Source organism: Isoptericola halotolerans (assembly GCF_045689585.1).
Taxonomy (GTDB): Bacteria; Actinomycetota; Actinomycetes; order Actinomycetales; family Cellulomonadaceae; genus Isoptericola; species Isoptericola halotolerans_B.
The window spans coordinates 2,982,508-2,996,023 of sequence record NZ_CP140108.1; the positions used below are offsets into that span (position 1 = coordinate 2,982,508).

At 74.2% G+C, this 13,516-nt stretch carries 11 protein-coding genes; 3 read left to right on the forward strand and 8 right to left on the reverse strand.

What is annotated here, in order from left to right; genetic code table 11:
* Positions 1 to 2 precede the first annotated feature (2 nt).
* Positions 3 to 1,460 carry a GuaB1 family IMP dehydrogenase-related protein gene (locus UQW22_RS13910; protein ID WP_407317656.1) on the reverse strand — a complete coding sequence of 486 codons (1,458 nt, stop codon included), beginning with the start codon at positions 1,458 to 1,460 and terminating at the stop codon, positions 3 to 5.
* A gap of 83 nt (positions 1,461 to 1,543) precedes the next feature.
* Between UQW22_RS13910 and dxs the strand changes: the two genes are divergently transcribed.
* Entirely contained in the window at positions 1,544 to 3,433 is a 1,890-nt protein-coding gene (gene dxs, locus UQW22_RS13915) for a 1-deoxy-D-xylulose-5-phosphate synthase (RefSeq protein WP_407317657.1), read from the forward strand.
* 61 nt (positions 3,434 to 3,494) lie between these two features.
* On the opposite strand, the gene UQW22_RS13920 is transcribed toward dxs, so the two are convergent.
* Complete coding sequence (locus UQW22_RS13920; RefSeq protein WP_407317659.1) at positions 3,495 to 4,595, reverse strand: glutamate--cysteine ligase; 1,101 nt, start codon at positions 4,593 to 4,595, stop codon at positions 3,495 to 3,497.
* Positions 4,596 to 4,729: 134 nt separating this feature from the next.
* Here UQW22_RS13920 and UQW22_RS13925 point away from each other — a divergent pair, with 134 nt between their 5' ends.
* Positions 4,730 to 5,590: an SGNH/GDSL hydrolase family protein gene (locus tag UQW22_RS13925; RefSeq protein ID WP_407317661.1), complete on the forward strand. Its 861-nt coding sequence runs from the start codon at positions 4,730 to 4,732 to the stop codon at positions 5,588 to 5,590.
* A 10-nt stretch (positions 5,591 to 5,600) separates the two neighbouring features.
* Positions 5,601 to 6,278 carry an HAD family hydrolase gene (locus UQW22_RS13930; protein ID WP_407317663.1) on the forward strand — a complete coding sequence of 226 codons (678 nt, stop codon included), beginning with the start codon at positions 5,601 to 5,603 and terminating at the stop codon, positions 6,276 to 6,278.
* A 16-nt stretch (positions 6,279 to 6,294) separates the two neighbouring features.
* On the opposite strand, the gene UQW22_RS13935 is transcribed toward UQW22_RS13930, so the two are convergent.
* The 6 genes from UQW22_RS13935 to UQW22_RS13960 all read right to left on the reverse strand — a co-directional run bounded on the left by UQW22_RS13935 (position 6,295) and on the right by UQW22_RS13960 (position 13,479).
* Positions 6,295 to 6,813, reverse strand: a complete 519-nt coding sequence (locus tag UQW22_RS13935; protein WP_407317664.1) for an ATPase — start codon at positions 6,811 to 6,813, stop codon at positions 6,295 to 6,297.
* Positions 6,814 to 6,889: 76 nt separating this feature from the next.
* Positions 6,890 to 7,570, reverse strand: a complete 681-nt coding sequence (locus UQW22_RS13940; RefSeq protein WP_407317665.1) for a hypothetical protein — start codon at positions 7,568 to 7,570, stop codon at positions 6,890 to 6,892.
* A 477-nt stretch (positions 7,571 to 8,047) separates the two neighbouring features.
* Positions 8,048 to 10,195, reverse strand: a complete 2,148-nt coding sequence (locus UQW22_RS13945) for a 3-hydroxyacyl-CoA dehydrogenase NAD-binding domain-containing protein (RefSeq protein WP_407317666.1) — start codon at positions 10,193 to 10,195, stop codon at positions 8,048 to 8,050.
* 5 nt (positions 10,196 to 10,200) lie between these two features.
* On the reverse strand, positions 10,201 to 11,472 hold the full coding sequence (locus UQW22_RS13950; protein ID WP_407317667.1) for a thiolase family protein: 1,272 nt from the start codon (positions 11,470 to 11,472) through the stop codon (positions 10,201 to 10,203).
* Between the two features lie 193 nt (positions 11,473 to 11,665).
* A complete protein-coding gene (locus tag UQW22_RS13955) occupies positions 11,666 to 12,901 on the reverse strand; it encodes an HRDC domain-containing protein (RefSeq protein WP_407317668.1) in 1,236 nt (411 codons plus the stop codon).
* Complete coding sequence (locus UQW22_RS13960) at positions 12,898 to 13,479, reverse strand: DUF3000 domain-containing protein (RefSeq protein WP_407317669.1); 582 nt, start codon at positions 13,477 to 13,479, stop codon at positions 12,898 to 12,900. The genes UQW22_RS13955 and UQW22_RS13960 overlap by 4 nt, the downstream gene beginning before the upstream one ends.
* Positions 13,480 to 13,516: the final 37 nt, after the last annotated feature.

Consider the following 13,516-nt stretch of genomic DNA (forward strand, 5'->3'; position numbering starts at 1 on the left):
GGTCACCAGGAGGTGGCCAGCGGCATGCCCTCGGCGTACCCGGCGGCCGACTGCACGCCCACCACGGCGCGCTCGGCGAACTCGGGCAGCGTGCGGGCTCCCGCGTACGTGCAGCTCGAGCGCAGCCCCGAGGTGATCTCGTCGAGCAGGTCCTCCACGCCCGGCCGCTCCGGGTCGAGGTACATCTTCCCGGTCGAGATGCCCTCCTCGTACAGGGCCTTGCGAGCCCGTCCGAACGCCGTGCCCGCACCCGCGGTGCGTGCGGCCACGGCGCGCGCCGAGGCCATCCCGAACGATTCCTTGTACTGCCGCCCGGAGCCGTCCTCGTGGAGGTCGCCGGGCGACTCGTACGTCCCGGCGAACCAGGAGCCGATCATCACCTGCGACGCGCCGGCGGCCAGCGCGAGCGCGACGTCGCGCGGGTGGCGCACCCCGCCGTCGGCCCAGACGTGCTTGCCGAGCCCGCGTGCCGCCTCGGCGCACTCGAGGACCGCGGAGAACTGGGGGCGCCCGACGGCGGTCTGCATCCGGGTGGTGCACATCGCGCCCGGGCCCACGCCCACCTTGAGGATGTCGGCGCCCGCCTCGACGAGGTCGCGCACCCCGCCGGCCGTGACGACGTTGCCGGCCACGACGGGGACGTGCGGGAAGTCGGCCCGCACGGCGGTCACCTCGCGCAGCGCGGCGAGCATCTTGTCCTGGTGACCGTGCGCGGTGTCGACCACGAGCACGTCGACGCCGGCGGCGAGCACCTCACGCGTCTTGGCCGCCACGTCGCCGTTGATCCCGACGGCGGCACCGACCCGCAGGCGACCCTGCGCGTCGAGGGCGGGGGAGTACACCGTGGAGCGCACCGCTCCCTTGCGGGTCAGCACGCCCACCAGGACGCCGTCGCGCACGACCGGCGCGAGCCGGACCTTGGCGGCGTGCAGCCGCTCGAAGGTCGCCTCGAGGCCGTCGGACTCGACCTGCGCGGCGTCGAGCGTCACGAGGTCGTCCGCGACGAGCGTGGCGACGCGGGCGAACCGGTCGACGGCCAGGCAGTCCGCCTCCGTGACGACACCGACGGGCCGGCCGTCGTCCACCACCACGGCGGCGCCGTGCGACCGCTTGCCGAGCAGGCTCAGGACGGTCGCCACCGTCTCGGTCGGAGCCACCGTCACCGGCGTCTCGATCACCGGGTCCTTCGACTTGGTGTCCGCCACGACGTCGGCCACCACCTCGACGGGGACGTCCTGCGGCAGGATCGCGATCCCGCCGCGCCGCGCCACCGTCTCGGACATGCGGCGCCCGGACACGGCGGTCATGTTGGCGACCACGAGGGGGATGGTGGTCCCCGTGCCGTCGTCGGTGGACAGGTCGACGTCGAACCGGCTCGTCACGTCGGAGCGCGACGGGACCATGAAGACGTCGCCGTAGGTCAGGTCGGTGGTGGGCCGTTGGCCGTCGAGGAAGCGCACCCTTCGAATCTACCGCCCACGACGTGCACAGGAGCGTCACCGTCGCGGCGATAGAGTGTCCTGATGACCAGTGGGAGGAACGCATGGGGCTGCTGAGCACGATCGGGACGCCCGCGGACGTGCGTCGGTTGAGCCCCGCCCAGACGCGGCAGCTCGCGACCGAGATCCGCGACTTCCTCGTGGAGAACGTCTCGCGCACCGGCGGGCACCTCGGCCCGAACCTCGGTGTGGTCGAGCTGACCATCGCGATGCACCGGGCCTTCGCCTCGCCGCGGGACACCTTCGTCTTCGACACCGGCCACCAGTCCTACGTGCACAAGCTCCTGACCGGCCGCCAGGACTTCACGGCGCTGCGCAAGCGTGACGGGCTGTCCGGCTACCCGAGCCGCGCCGAGTCCGAGCACGACGTCGTGGAGAACTCGCACGCCTCGACGGCGCTGTCCTGGGCCGACGGGATCGCCAAGGCTAACGCCGTCACCGGGCGCCTCGACCGGCACGTGGTCGCCGTCATCGGTGACGGCGCCCTGACCGGCGGCATGGCGTGGGAGGCCATCAACAACATCGCCGCGGACGCCGACCGCCGCCTCGTGATCGTCGTCAACGACAACGGGCGCTCCTACTCGCCGACCATCGGCGGCGTCGCCAACCACCTGGACACCCTGCGGGTCACCCGCGGGTACGAGGCGTTCCTCGGCTGGGGCAAGCGCACCCTGCACCGCACCGGCGCGCCCGGCCGGTTCGCCTACGAGTGGCTGCACGGTCTGAAGAAGGGCCTCAAGGACGTCGTCGCGCCGCAGGGCATGTTCGAGGACCTCGGCCTGAAGTACATCGGCCCGGTCGACGGTCACGACACCGCGGCCACGGAGGCGGCGCTGCGTCGCGCCAAGGCGTTCGGCGGGCCCGTGATCGTGCACGTCATGACCGAGAAGGGGCGGGGCTACACCCCGGCCGAGGAGGACGTCGCCGACCGCTTCCACGCCGTGGGCAAGATCCACCCCGAGACGGGCCTGCCCGTGGCGCCGTCGCGCTTCGGCTGGACGCAGGTGTTCGCCGACGAGATCGTCGAGATCGGCCGGCGTCGCAGCGACGTCGTGTGCCTGACGGCCGCGATGCTGCACCCGGTGGGCCTGGCGCCCTTCGCCGAGGAGTTCCCCGAGCGGACGTTCGACGTCGGCATCGCCGAGCAGCACGCCGTCACCTCCGCCGCGGGCATGGCGTTCGCCGGGCTGCACCCCGTGGTCGCGGTCTACGCCACCTTCCTCAACCGCGCCTTCGACCAGGTGCTCATGGACGCCGCCCTGCACAAGGCGGGTGTGACGTTCGTCCTCGACCGAGCCGGCATCACCGGTGACGACGGCGCGAGCCACAACGGCATGTGGGACATGGCGATGCTGCGCATCGTGCCGGGCCTGCGGCTGGCCGCGCCCCGCGACGAGGCGACCATGCGCTCGGCGCTGCGCACCGCCGTCGACGTCGACGACGCCCCGACCGTCGTGCGCTACCCCAAGGGAGCGCTCGGCGACCCGATCGAGGCCGTCGAGGAGCTCGAGGGCGTCGACGTCGTCGCGCGCCACACCCCGGGTTCCGGCGCGCCCGCGGGCCGCAAGGTGCTCGTCGTCGGGGTGGGCTCGATGGTCGGCTCGGCGCTCGCGGCGGGGGAGTCGCTCGCCGCGCACGGGCTCGAGGTCGACGTCGTCGCGCCGACGTGGGTGCTGCCGGTCCCCGAGCGCCTGGTCAAGATGGCGGGCGAGCATGACCTGGTCGTCACCGTCGAGGACGGCGTGGTCGACGGTGGGATCGGTGCGATGCTCGCCCAGCGTGCCGCCGAGCACGGGGTGCGCACACCGTTCGTGCACCGCGGGCTGCCGGTCGAGTTCCTCGACCACGCCAACCGGGACCAGATCGTCACGGCACAGCGGCTGCGCGCCGAGGACACCGTGCGCGACGCGCTGGCCGCGCTCGCGCAGGACTGAGCCTGCGCAGGCCTGAGCTCGCGCGGGACCGTGCGGCCTGGAGGAGCGCCGCCCGGCGCCCTCAGGTGTGGGTGAGGTCCGTCGCCCGCTCGACGACGCCGTGCAGGTCGCCCGTCTCGGCGAACCACGCGCGCTGCTGGGCCGCGCCACCACCCGTCGACCACAGCTTCCCGAGCAGGTCCGTGACGACCTGCAGGTCGTCGGTGTCGGCGAGGGCGTCCCGCACGTGGGCGACGAGCTGGCCGACGACGTCGTGCGCCGGCGCCGGGCGCCACGTGAGCGGGGAGACGAGGTCGCCGGCGAGGCCGGAACGGCCCGCACGCCAGGCCGCGGTCCGCAACAGCTCGACGCCGTGGTCCGGCGCCTCGCGACCGTCCGCCGCCTCGCGGGCCGCCGTCTCGACCAGACCGCGCACGAGCGCGGCGAGGAGCGTCGTCGTGTCCGGGTCGAGGCAGACGTCCATGACGCGGACCTCCACCGTCGGGTAGCGCGGGGAGAGGCGGGCGTCGAAGAACACCATGTTCTGGTCCAGCACGGTGTCCGTGGCGACGAGCGCCGCGACCGCTGCGTGGTACCCCTCGGGCGTGCCGAACCGTCGGGTCGGCCCCGCCGTCGGCCAGCGGGTCCAGACCTGGGAGCGGAAGCTGGCGTAGTCGGTGTCCTCGCCCTGCCAGAACGGGGAGTTGGTGCTCAGCGCCATCACCGTGGCGAGCCAGGGACCGATCCGGTCGACGACGGCGACACCCTCCTCGTCGTCGTCCACGGCGACGTGCACGTGGCACCCGCTGGTGAGCTGCTCGCGCGCCGTCATCCCGAAGACCCGTCGCGCCTGCTGGTAGCGCAGCCGCGAGACCGTCGTGCCGGTGAACGGCACCGGTGACGTGGCCAGGGCGACGGCGCGTGCGTCGACGCGGTCCGCGGCCGCCTGCGCCCGCGCGCGCCCCGCCCGGATCTCGTCGGCCAGCTCGGCGAGGGACGAGCGGGGATGGGTGGCGGTCTCGATCTGCTCCTCCATGAACTCCGGCTCGAGGGCACCCGTCCCGCCGCCCTTGACCGAGTGCCCGGCCGCCTCCAACGCCGCGGCGGCCTTGGCGACGGGGGACCCGTCCGGGCCGACCAGCAAGAACTCTTCCTCGACACCCATGGTGCGCGGCTTCGTCATGTCGGCATCATGGTGCCTCGCCTGGCTGGACGCTCGCCGACACGTGGGCGCCGGCAGGTGGCCGTCGACACGTGGCCGCCGACACTTCGACGTCCGGCCACCCGGTGTTCACCCGCGTCTGGTTGAAAGCACCCATGGGTCGCACACGCACGACGCTCGCCGTGCTGACGGTGTCGCTGGGCGCCTCGGCGACGGCCGCCGTCATGGTCGAGGTGCTGCGGCGGCAGGCGGCGCTCGCGCGGCACCGGATCGGCAAGGCCCTCGGGGAGGTCGCCCCCGACGCGGACCGCGTCTGGCGCAAGAAGTACGGCGGGCAACCGCTCGAGCTGCTCGTCGTCGGCGACTCGATCGCCGCGGGCCTGGGGGCCGAGCGCCGCAAGGACACGCTCGGCGCCCGGATCGCGCGCCGGGTGGGCACCGCCCTGCAGCGGCCGGTCCGGCTGCGGTGCGCGGCCGTCGTCGGCTCGGAGTCCTCCGCGCTGGGCGCCCAGCTCGACGGGCTGGAGGACGGCTACCGGCCGGAGGTCGCCGTCGTCGTGGTCGGCGGCAACGACGTCACCCACCGCGTCCCGACCTCGGTGTCCGTGCGGCACCTGGTCGACGCGATCGAGCGGTTGCAGGCGCGGGGGAGCGCCGTCGTCGTCGGCACGTGCCCGGACCTCGGGGCGCTGCGTGCGGTGCCGCAGCCGTTGCGCACGCTCGGGTCGCGCGCCTCCCGCCAGCTCGCCGCAGCCCAGTCCGTCGCCGCGCGCCGGGCCGGCGCCTACACGGTGTCGTTGGCCACCGTCGTCGGCCCGTTCTTCGTCTCCTCCCCGGACGAGGCGTTCAGCCTCGACCGGTTCCATCCCAGCGCCGTGGGCTACCGCCGCACCGCCAAGGAGCTGACGCCATCGGTACTCGTCGCGCTCGGCGAGCGCGAGGAGCTGCCGCCCGGGCACCGGCCACCGGACCCGCTCGCCGGGACGCCGCGACGGCCCTGGCGCCGGTCCGCGTAGCCTGCCGCACATGATCTGGCTCCTGGACCTCGACAACACCCTCGTCTCCCGCGACGACGCCTTCGCCGCGTGGGCGTCCGCGGCCGTCGCTGCCGACGGCGGCACGGACGCCGACCTGGCAGCGGTCGTCGCCGCCGACGACGGCGGGTTCGCGCCCAAGGCGGACGTCGCGCGCGAGCTGATCGACCGGCTCGGCTGGACCGACGACGTCCCCGCGGCGGTGGAGAGGTTCCGGACGGGCATCCGCGAGCACGTGCGGGCCTACGACGGTGTCATGGGCGACCTCGACGCGCTGCGCGCCGCCGGAGACCTCGTGGCCGTGGTGACCAACGGCGTCTCGCACCAGCAGCGCGGCAAGATCGCGCGGTGCGGGGTCGCGGCGCACGTGGACGCCGTGGTCGTCTCCGGCGAGGAGGGTGTCGAGAAGCCCGACCCGCGGATCGTCGAGATCGCGCTGGAGCGGCTCGGGGCGACGGACGCCGACCGGGACGCGGTCTGGATGGTCGGCGACGCCGGCCACACCGACGTCGCGGTCGGGCGGGCCGCCGGCGTGCGCACCGGATGGGTGTCCCACGGCCGGATCTGGGACTCGGCGCACGGCGCCGAGCCGGACGTGGCCGCGGCGACCACGCGTGAGGTGCTCGCCGCGGCTCGTGCGTCCGCCCGCACGGTCGGACGGTCGGCGTAGGCGGGACCGTCGACGGCTACCGAGCGGGCGGACCGAGCCAGATCTCCCTCAGGACGGCGGCGACCTCGACGACGCTCCTGCCGCTCGTGCTGAGGCGGTGCGTCCGGGCGTCGACCTGGCTGTCCAGGGTCCGCGCCGCCCGGTCCGACCGCTCGACATGGGCCAGCAGCGACTCTCCGTGCTCGCGCCGCCCGAGCCGTTCGTGGGCGACGGCGTCCGGTGCGGTCAGCAGGACCGACGTCACCCGGGGGCGGTCGCCCATGGCGGCAGCCAGCTCGTCGGCCTCCAGCACGGACACGGTGTTGGTGTAGACCAGGCGCCGGTGTCCCAGCGCGCGGTACGTGCCCCAGACGGCGGCGAGGTTGCGTGCGGCCACCCGGTGCTCCCACGGCGCGGGCCAGGCCAGACCCAGGGCGTCGCCCTCGACCACGGCGTGCGCGACGCCGTCCGCTGCCAGGAGGTCGTGCAGGGCGAACGCCGCCGACGACTTGCCGACGCCGGACCTGCCGCCGATGAGCAGAAGCTGCGACTCCACGGGACGCCACGCTAGGGCGACGGGGCCCGGAGCACACGCGAATACTCCGAGCCCCGTCAGCACTGGCAGGAGGCTCCTAGCGCTCCGCCTCGGCGAGCGTGGTCAGCCACTCGGCCCAGAACTTCTTCCACTGCTCGGCCTCGGCCGGGTTGGCGATCTTCTCGTGCGTGACCGTCAGCCGGCAGCGGTCGTCGACGGCGTCCGTCGACAGCAGGAGGACACCGTGGTCCAGGTCGCCGTCCGGACCGCTCTCCGTGAGCGCGAACCGCGGCCGCATCACGCCCGGCCGGGATCGCGGCGAGAGGGTGAGCCCCGGGACCAGCGTGTCCGGGCCGCCGTCCTCCAGGAGCCGGGCGCGGACCGTCGCGCGGTCTGCGTCGAGCAGCTTCGAGCGGCTGACGGTGAACGTGCCGTCCGGCATCTGCCCCGGCAGCCGGATCCCGGTGATGCGCTCGTAGCCGACCGTCACCGTCTGCACCCACCAGCCGGAGAAGTCGGCACGCTCGGTCACCCACGCGACGATGTCGGGGTGCGACGCCGAGCGGCCGGGACCGGCGTCGATGCGGGCGACCCACTCGTCCCAGCCGAGGCCGGTGGCCTCGCGGACGCGCTCGTCGGACAGCTCGGGTGCGCTGACCCAGCCGCTCGCCTCTGAGGCGGGGGAGGACAGCAGGTGGCGCCGGGCGGCGGCGTAGCGCTCGCCGGTGCGGACCATGCGCTCGCGGACGCGGCGCTTGAACGATTCCTGGGTGGTCATGAGGACTCCTGTGCTCACGGGTGCGCCACCTGCGGCTCGCGCCCACCGGTGCCGCACCGGAACACGGACGTCCTGTGCGACGCGTCGAGCACTCGAGGTCCCCTTTGCCCTCACCGCCGAGGCGGTCCCGGCGGCGCGAGCGCCGGTCCGAGGGTGAGGCGGAACGCGCCGCCTACCTCCGACGATACTCCACGACCGACGACGTAGCGCTGCCTCACGCATGATCCGCTGATGGGTGATGCTCCGCTACGTCGGTTCGAGGCGGCGTCGTGGACCCTCATTCATCAGGCCAGGGCCCCGGTGCTGCAGCACTTCCCCGCGTAGACGCCGGTGGCCGGCCCCGACGCGGGACCGGCCACCGTGCGTGCTCTCGGGTCAGTCTTCGGCTCAGGCGGCACTCTCTGTCGCCCGAGCCTGCGACTGCGCTCCGGGCGAGTGCCTCGTGCCTCGGCCCTCACCCTTCGCTGCGTCTTCGGCTCAGGCGGCGTTCGCGACGCCGTCGGGCAGCAGCCGGCGGCCGAGCACCCGCTCGCTGTACCCCGTGCGGTCGAGGTACGGGGTGATCCCGCCGGTGTGGAAGCCCCACCCGGCGCCGAGGATCATGCAGAGGTCGATCTGTGACGGGTCCGCGACGACGTTCTCGTCGAGCATGTGCCCGACCTCGACGGTCAGCGCGGTGAGCACCGAGTCGAGCACCCCGGCGGCGTCCAGCACCGGCGTGCCCGCACGGCCCTCGGTCCCGGCGGGCAGCGCCTCGCCGAACACCGACTGGATCGCGGGGTCGACCGGCTGGGGGAGGCCCCGTCCGGGACGGTCGAGCACGACGCGCGTGCCGTCGGCGACGATCTTCTCCAGGCCGGCCGAGCGGGGGAACCGGTCGCCCAGGTCCTCGCGCAGCGAGGTCAGGACGTGCAGCCCGACGGCGGGACCGACCAGGTCGAACAGCTCGAAGGTGGGCATCGGGAAGCCCAGCGGCGCGAGGGCGGTGTCCGCGACCTCCACCGACGTGCCGTTCTCGACGGCCTCGACGACCTTGCCCATGACCAGCACGAGGAGCCGGTTCACGACGAAGCCGGGGCGGTCGGCGACCAGCACGGCCGTCTTGCGCAGCTTCTTGGTGATCGCGAACGCGGTGGCCAGGGCCTCGTCCGAGGTGCGCTCGGCCCGGACCACCTCGACCAGCGGCATCTGGGCCACCGGGTTGAAGAAGTGGATGCCGACGACCCGCTCGGGGTGGCGCAGGTCGGACGCCATCTCGGTGACCGACAGGGCGGAGGTGTTGGTCGCGAGGACCGTGTCCTCGCTCACGATCCCCTCGAGCTCGGCGAAGACCTTCTTCTTGAGGCTCATGACCTCGGTGACCGCCTCGACGACCACGTCGCACGAGGCGAGGTCGTCGATCTCGGTGGTGCCGGACACGCTGGCGACGATCCGCATCCCGACCTCGGGCTTCATCCGCCCGCGGCCCACCAGCTTCTCCACCGTCGAGCGCACGTACCCGAGGCCCTTCTCGACGCGCTCGGTGTCCAGGTCGCGCATGACGACGGGCACACCGAGACGCTGGGAGACGAGCAGGGCGATCTGGGCGGCCATCAGCCCCGCGCCCACGATGCCGACGCGCGTCACCGGCTTCGCCAGGGACTTGTCCGGGGCGCCCTTCGGCTTCTTGCCGGCCGACGTGAGCTGGAACGCGTAGACGCTCGCCCGCATCTCGTCGGACATGATGAGGTCGGCCAGCGCCTGGTCCTCGGCGGCGAACGCCTCTGCCCGCGAGGCGTTCCGTGCGCCCGCCAGGAGGTCGAGGGCCCGGTAGGGTGCGGGCCGGGACGCCGCGATCGTGGCGTCGAGACGCTGGCGGGTGCCCTGCACGACGGCGTCCCAGACGGGCTGCGGGTCGAGCTCGCGGCGGGCGGGGGTCACCTCGCCGCGCAGCACGCGGGCGGCCCAGTCGATGGACCGCTCGAGGAAGTCGGCGGCCTCGAACAGCGCGTCGACGAGCCCGATCTCCAAGGCCTCGGCGGGCTTGAAGGGCTTGTTGGCGGCCGGCCGGGAGAGGACCACGTCGACGGCCTTCTCGATGCCGACCAGGCGCGGGACGAGGTAGGCGCCGCCCCAGCCAGGCACGAGTCCCAGACCGGTCTCGGGCAGGCCGAGCGCCGCGGCGTCGGACGCCACGGTGCGGTAGTCGCAGTTGAGCGCGACCTCGAGGCCGCCGCCCAGAGCGAGCCCGTTGACGAAGGCGAACGTCGGCACGCCCATGGTGTGGAGCAGCTCGTAGGCGTCGTGGCCCGCCCGGCCGAGCTCGAGGGCCTGCTCGTGGGACGTCACCGCGCTGACGCCCAGCAGGTCGGCGCCGGCGGCGAGGAAGTAGGGCTTGCCGGTGACGGCGACGGCGACGATCTCGCCGGCGGCGGCGCGCCGCTGCAGCGAGGTGAGCGCCGCGGTCAGCTCGGCGAGCCCCTCCGGTCCGAGGGTGCTGGGCTTGGTGTGGTCCAGGCCGTTGTCGAGGGTGACGAGCGCGAGCGTGCCGCCGCCGTCGGGCAGCGCGACGTCGCGGACGAGCGTGTGGGTGACGCGCTCTGCGCGGCCCTGGTCGCGGGTGGCCTCGGTGGTGTTCTCGGTCATCGTGCTCAGACCTCCGTGGTGGCCGGGACATGGCCCGAGTAGTCGGCGTGGTGGGGGTTCTCCCAGACGACGGTGCCGCCCTGTCCGAGCCCGACGCACATCGTGGTGATGCCGTAGCGGACCTCGGGGTGCTGGGCGAACTGCCGGGCGAGCTGGATCATCAGCCGGACGCCCGAGCTGGCCAGCGGGTGGCCGACGGCGATCGCGCCGCCGTAGCGGTTGACGCGCTCGTCGTCGTCGGCGATGCCGTAGTGGTCCAGGAAGCTCAGCACCTGCACCGCGAAGGCCTCGTTGATCTCGAACAGTCCGATGTCGTCGATGGTCAGGCCGGCCAGGGCGAGCGCCTTGTCGGTGGCCGGGACCGGTCCGTAGCCCATGATCTCGGCCGGGACGCCCGCGAACGCGGAGGAGACGAGGCGCATGGCGGCCGGCAGGCCGAGCTCGTCGGCGGTCTCGCCGGCGGCGAGGAGGGACACGGTGGCGCCGTCGGTGAGCGGCGAGGAGGTGGCCGGCGTGACCCGTCCGCCGGGGCGGAACGGCGTCTTGAGGTCGGCGATGCCCTCCATGGTGGTCTCCGGGCGGGGGAGCTCGTCGGCGGTGGCCAGCCCCCAGCCCTGCTCGGCCGAGCGGACGGCGACGGGCACGATCTCCGGCCCGATGTCGCCGTTCGCCAGCGCCTTGGCGTACTTGGCCTGGGTGTCGACCGCGTACGCGTCGGCCCGCTCCTTGGTCAGGTGCGGGAACTTGTCGTGCAGGTTCTCGGCCGTGACGCCCATGTTGAGCGCCTCCGGGTCGACGAGCTTCTCGGACATGAACCGCGGGTTGGGGTCGGCGTCGAGCCCCATGGGGTGGCGGCCCATGTGCTCGACCCCGCCGGCCACCACGACGTCGGAGGCGCCGACGGCGATGCTCGACGCCGTCGTCGTCACCGCGGTCATGGCGCCCGCGCACATGCGGTCGATCGCGTAGCCGGGCACCGAGGACGGCAGGCCGGCGAGGAGCCCGACGGTGCGCCCGAGGGTCAGGCCCTGGTCGCCCTGCTGGGTGGTGGCGGCGACGGCTACCTCGTCGATGCGGTCGAGGGGGAGCCCGGGGTGGCGGCGCAGCAGCTCGCGCAGGGCCTTGACGACGAGGTCGTCGGCACGCGTCTCGGCGAGGAGGCCGTCGGGGCGGGCCTTGCCGAAGGGGGTGCGCACCCCCTCGACGAAGACCACGTCGCGCAGGGCGCGTCGGGCTGGGTCGCGGGTCGTGCCGGGGGCCTGGGGGGCCACGGTCATGGCAGCTCCGTCCGTTGCGTTGGTCGGTCCGACGGTGCCGGGAGCATCGTCGCTCGGAGCCTCCGGAGGATCACCCGGGGCTCTGGTACACGCTACCGCGAGTACCAGGAAGAGCATAGACCACCTGAGACGGGGTCTCAGGACTGCCGAGCCGTGTGTGCCGAGCCGTCCGCCGGCGGGGTCACACGGCAGGTCACACGGCGGCGAACGCGGCCGCCAGCCGGGGGGCGAGCAGCTCGATCTGCCACTCCCGCACCCGCCGGTCACGCAGGAAGTCCGCGATCTCGGTCGCCCCGGCCGGCTCGGGCGGCGTCCAGCACAGGCGGCGCAGGGCGTCCGGCTGCACGAGGTTCTCGGCCGGCACGGTGTGCTGCCGGGAGAGCTCTGCGACGACGTCGCGGGCCGCGTCCAGTCGTCGCGCTGCGACCGGGTCTCGATCGGTCCAGGTGCGCGGCGGCGGCGGGGCGTCGGTCCGTGGGCCACGCGTCGAGGGCAGCGCGTCCTCGTCGAGGGCCAGCGCCGCGTCGATGGCCTGCTGCCAGGCCGGCGCGCGGCGTCGTGCCCCCTTGGTCGCGAACTCCGGCAGGGCCACGAGCTGGGGCACGGTGCGCGGCAGCGCCTTCGCCGCCGCGACGATCGCCCGGTCCGGCAGGACGCGGCCGGGCGAGACGTCCCGCTGGCGGGCGTTGGCCTCGCGCGCCTCCCAGAGGCTGCGCACGACGGCGAGCCGGCGCCGCCCCTTGACCGTGTGCGTGCCCGAGGTGCGCCGCCAGGGCTCCACGCGCGGGGGCGGGGGCGACAGCGTGCGCACGTGCTCGAACTCCTGGGCCGCCCAGTCGCTCTTGCCCGCCTCCTCCAGGCGGGCGGCGAGCACGTCGCGCACGTCCACGAGCACCTCGACGTCGAGCGCCGCGTACCGCAGCCAGTCCTCGGGCAGCGGGCGCGTCGACCAGTCGACCGCGGAGTGCTCCTTGGCCAGGCCCAGCCCGAGGGTGTCCGCCACGACCGCGGCCAGCCCCACGCGCGGCATCCCGAGCAGGCGTGCGGCGAGCTCGGTGTCGAAGAGGCGTGCCGGGCGCAGCCCGTGCTCGGTGAACCCCGGCAGGTCCTGCGACGCGGCGTGCAGCACCCACTCGGCGTCGCCCACGGCCTCGCTCAGCGCCGACAGGTCCGGCAGCGGGACCGGGTCGACGAGCGCCGTGCCCGCACCCGCGCGACGCACCTGCACCAGGTAGGTGGCCTGGCCGTACCGGTAGCCCGACGCCCGCTCCGCGTCCGCGGCGACCGGCCCCGTGCCGGCGGCGAACGCCGACACGACCCGTGCGAACGCCGCCGGAGTGTCCACCACCGGGCCGACGCCGTCGGCCGGTTCGGTCAGCGGGGCGATCTCGACGTCGTCGGCGGCATCGGCGGGGAGGGCGGCGCTCATGGACCTACCGTACGGCGCCGCACGTCCAGCGCGGTCACGCCGTCCGGCAGCGGGGGCAGGCCCCCGGCGGTCGACATCAGGTCCGCCCATACCTCCAGGTGCGCCCCGAGATCCGTGTCGGTCGGGGTCCACGACGCCCGGATCTCCAGGTCGACGGCGGGTGGCGTGGCCTCGAGCTCGCCGTAGCTCTGCGAGAGCACCCGCGTGACGGTGCCACCGGCCGCGACCGCCCCCACGCCGGCCTCCTCGAGATTCTCCGTCACCCACGTCCACGCGACGTCGCCGAGCATCTCCTCGGTGGCGAGCTCGGCCTCCAGGCGCGTGCGCACGAGCGTCACGACGCGAAAGTCGCCGCGCCACGCCTCCTGGCCGTCCGGGTCGTGCAGGCCGACGAACCTGCCCGTGGCGATCTCGACGTCGTCGAGGTGGACCTCGCCCTCCAGCGCCAGCGAGAACGGTGCCACGCGCTGCGGGCCAGGGATCTCCACCAGCCGGACCTCCGGACGCAGGCGGCGACCGCGCAGCGAGGACAGGGCGGCCGCGAACCGTTCCGGCACGTCACGCTGGGATCCGCTCACCCGGACACCGTACGACGCCCGCCGGTGTCCGGATCCC

Bases quoted from the DNA above. Each gene is read 5' to 3' on its own strand.
- UQW22_RS13955 (WP_407317668.1), bottom strand. From the start codon at position 12,901: ATGAGCGCCGCCCTCCCCGCCGATGCCGCCGACGACGTCGAGATCGCC.
- UQW22_RS13945 (WP_407317666.1), bottom strand. From the start codon at position 10,195: ATGACCGAGAACACCACCGAGGCCACCCGCGACCAGGGCCGCGCAGAG.
- UQW22_RS13925 (WP_407317661.1), top strand. From the start codon at position 4,730: ATGGGTCGCACACGCACGACGCTCGCCGTGCTGACGGTGTCGCTGGGC.
- UQW22_RS13930 (WP_407317663.1), top strand. From the start codon at position 5,601: ATGATCTGGCTCCTGGACCTCGACAACACCCTCGTCTCCCGCGACGAC.
- UQW22_RS13920 (WP_407317659.1), bottom strand. From the start codon at position 4,595: ATGACGAAGCCGCGCACCATGGGTGTCGAGGAAGAGTTCTTGCTGGTC.
- UQW22_RS13950 (WP_407317667.1), bottom strand. From the start codon at position 11,472: ATGACCGTGGCCCCCCAGGCCCCCGGCACGACCCGCGACCCAGCCCGA.
- UQW22_RS13940 (WP_407317665.1), bottom strand. From the start codon at position 7,570: ATGACCACCCAGGAATCGTTCAAGCGCCGCGTCCGCGAGCGCATGGTC.
- dxs (WP_407317657.1), top strand. From the start codon at position 1,544: ATGGGGCTGCTGAGCACGATCGGGACGCCCGCGGACGTGCGTCGGTTG.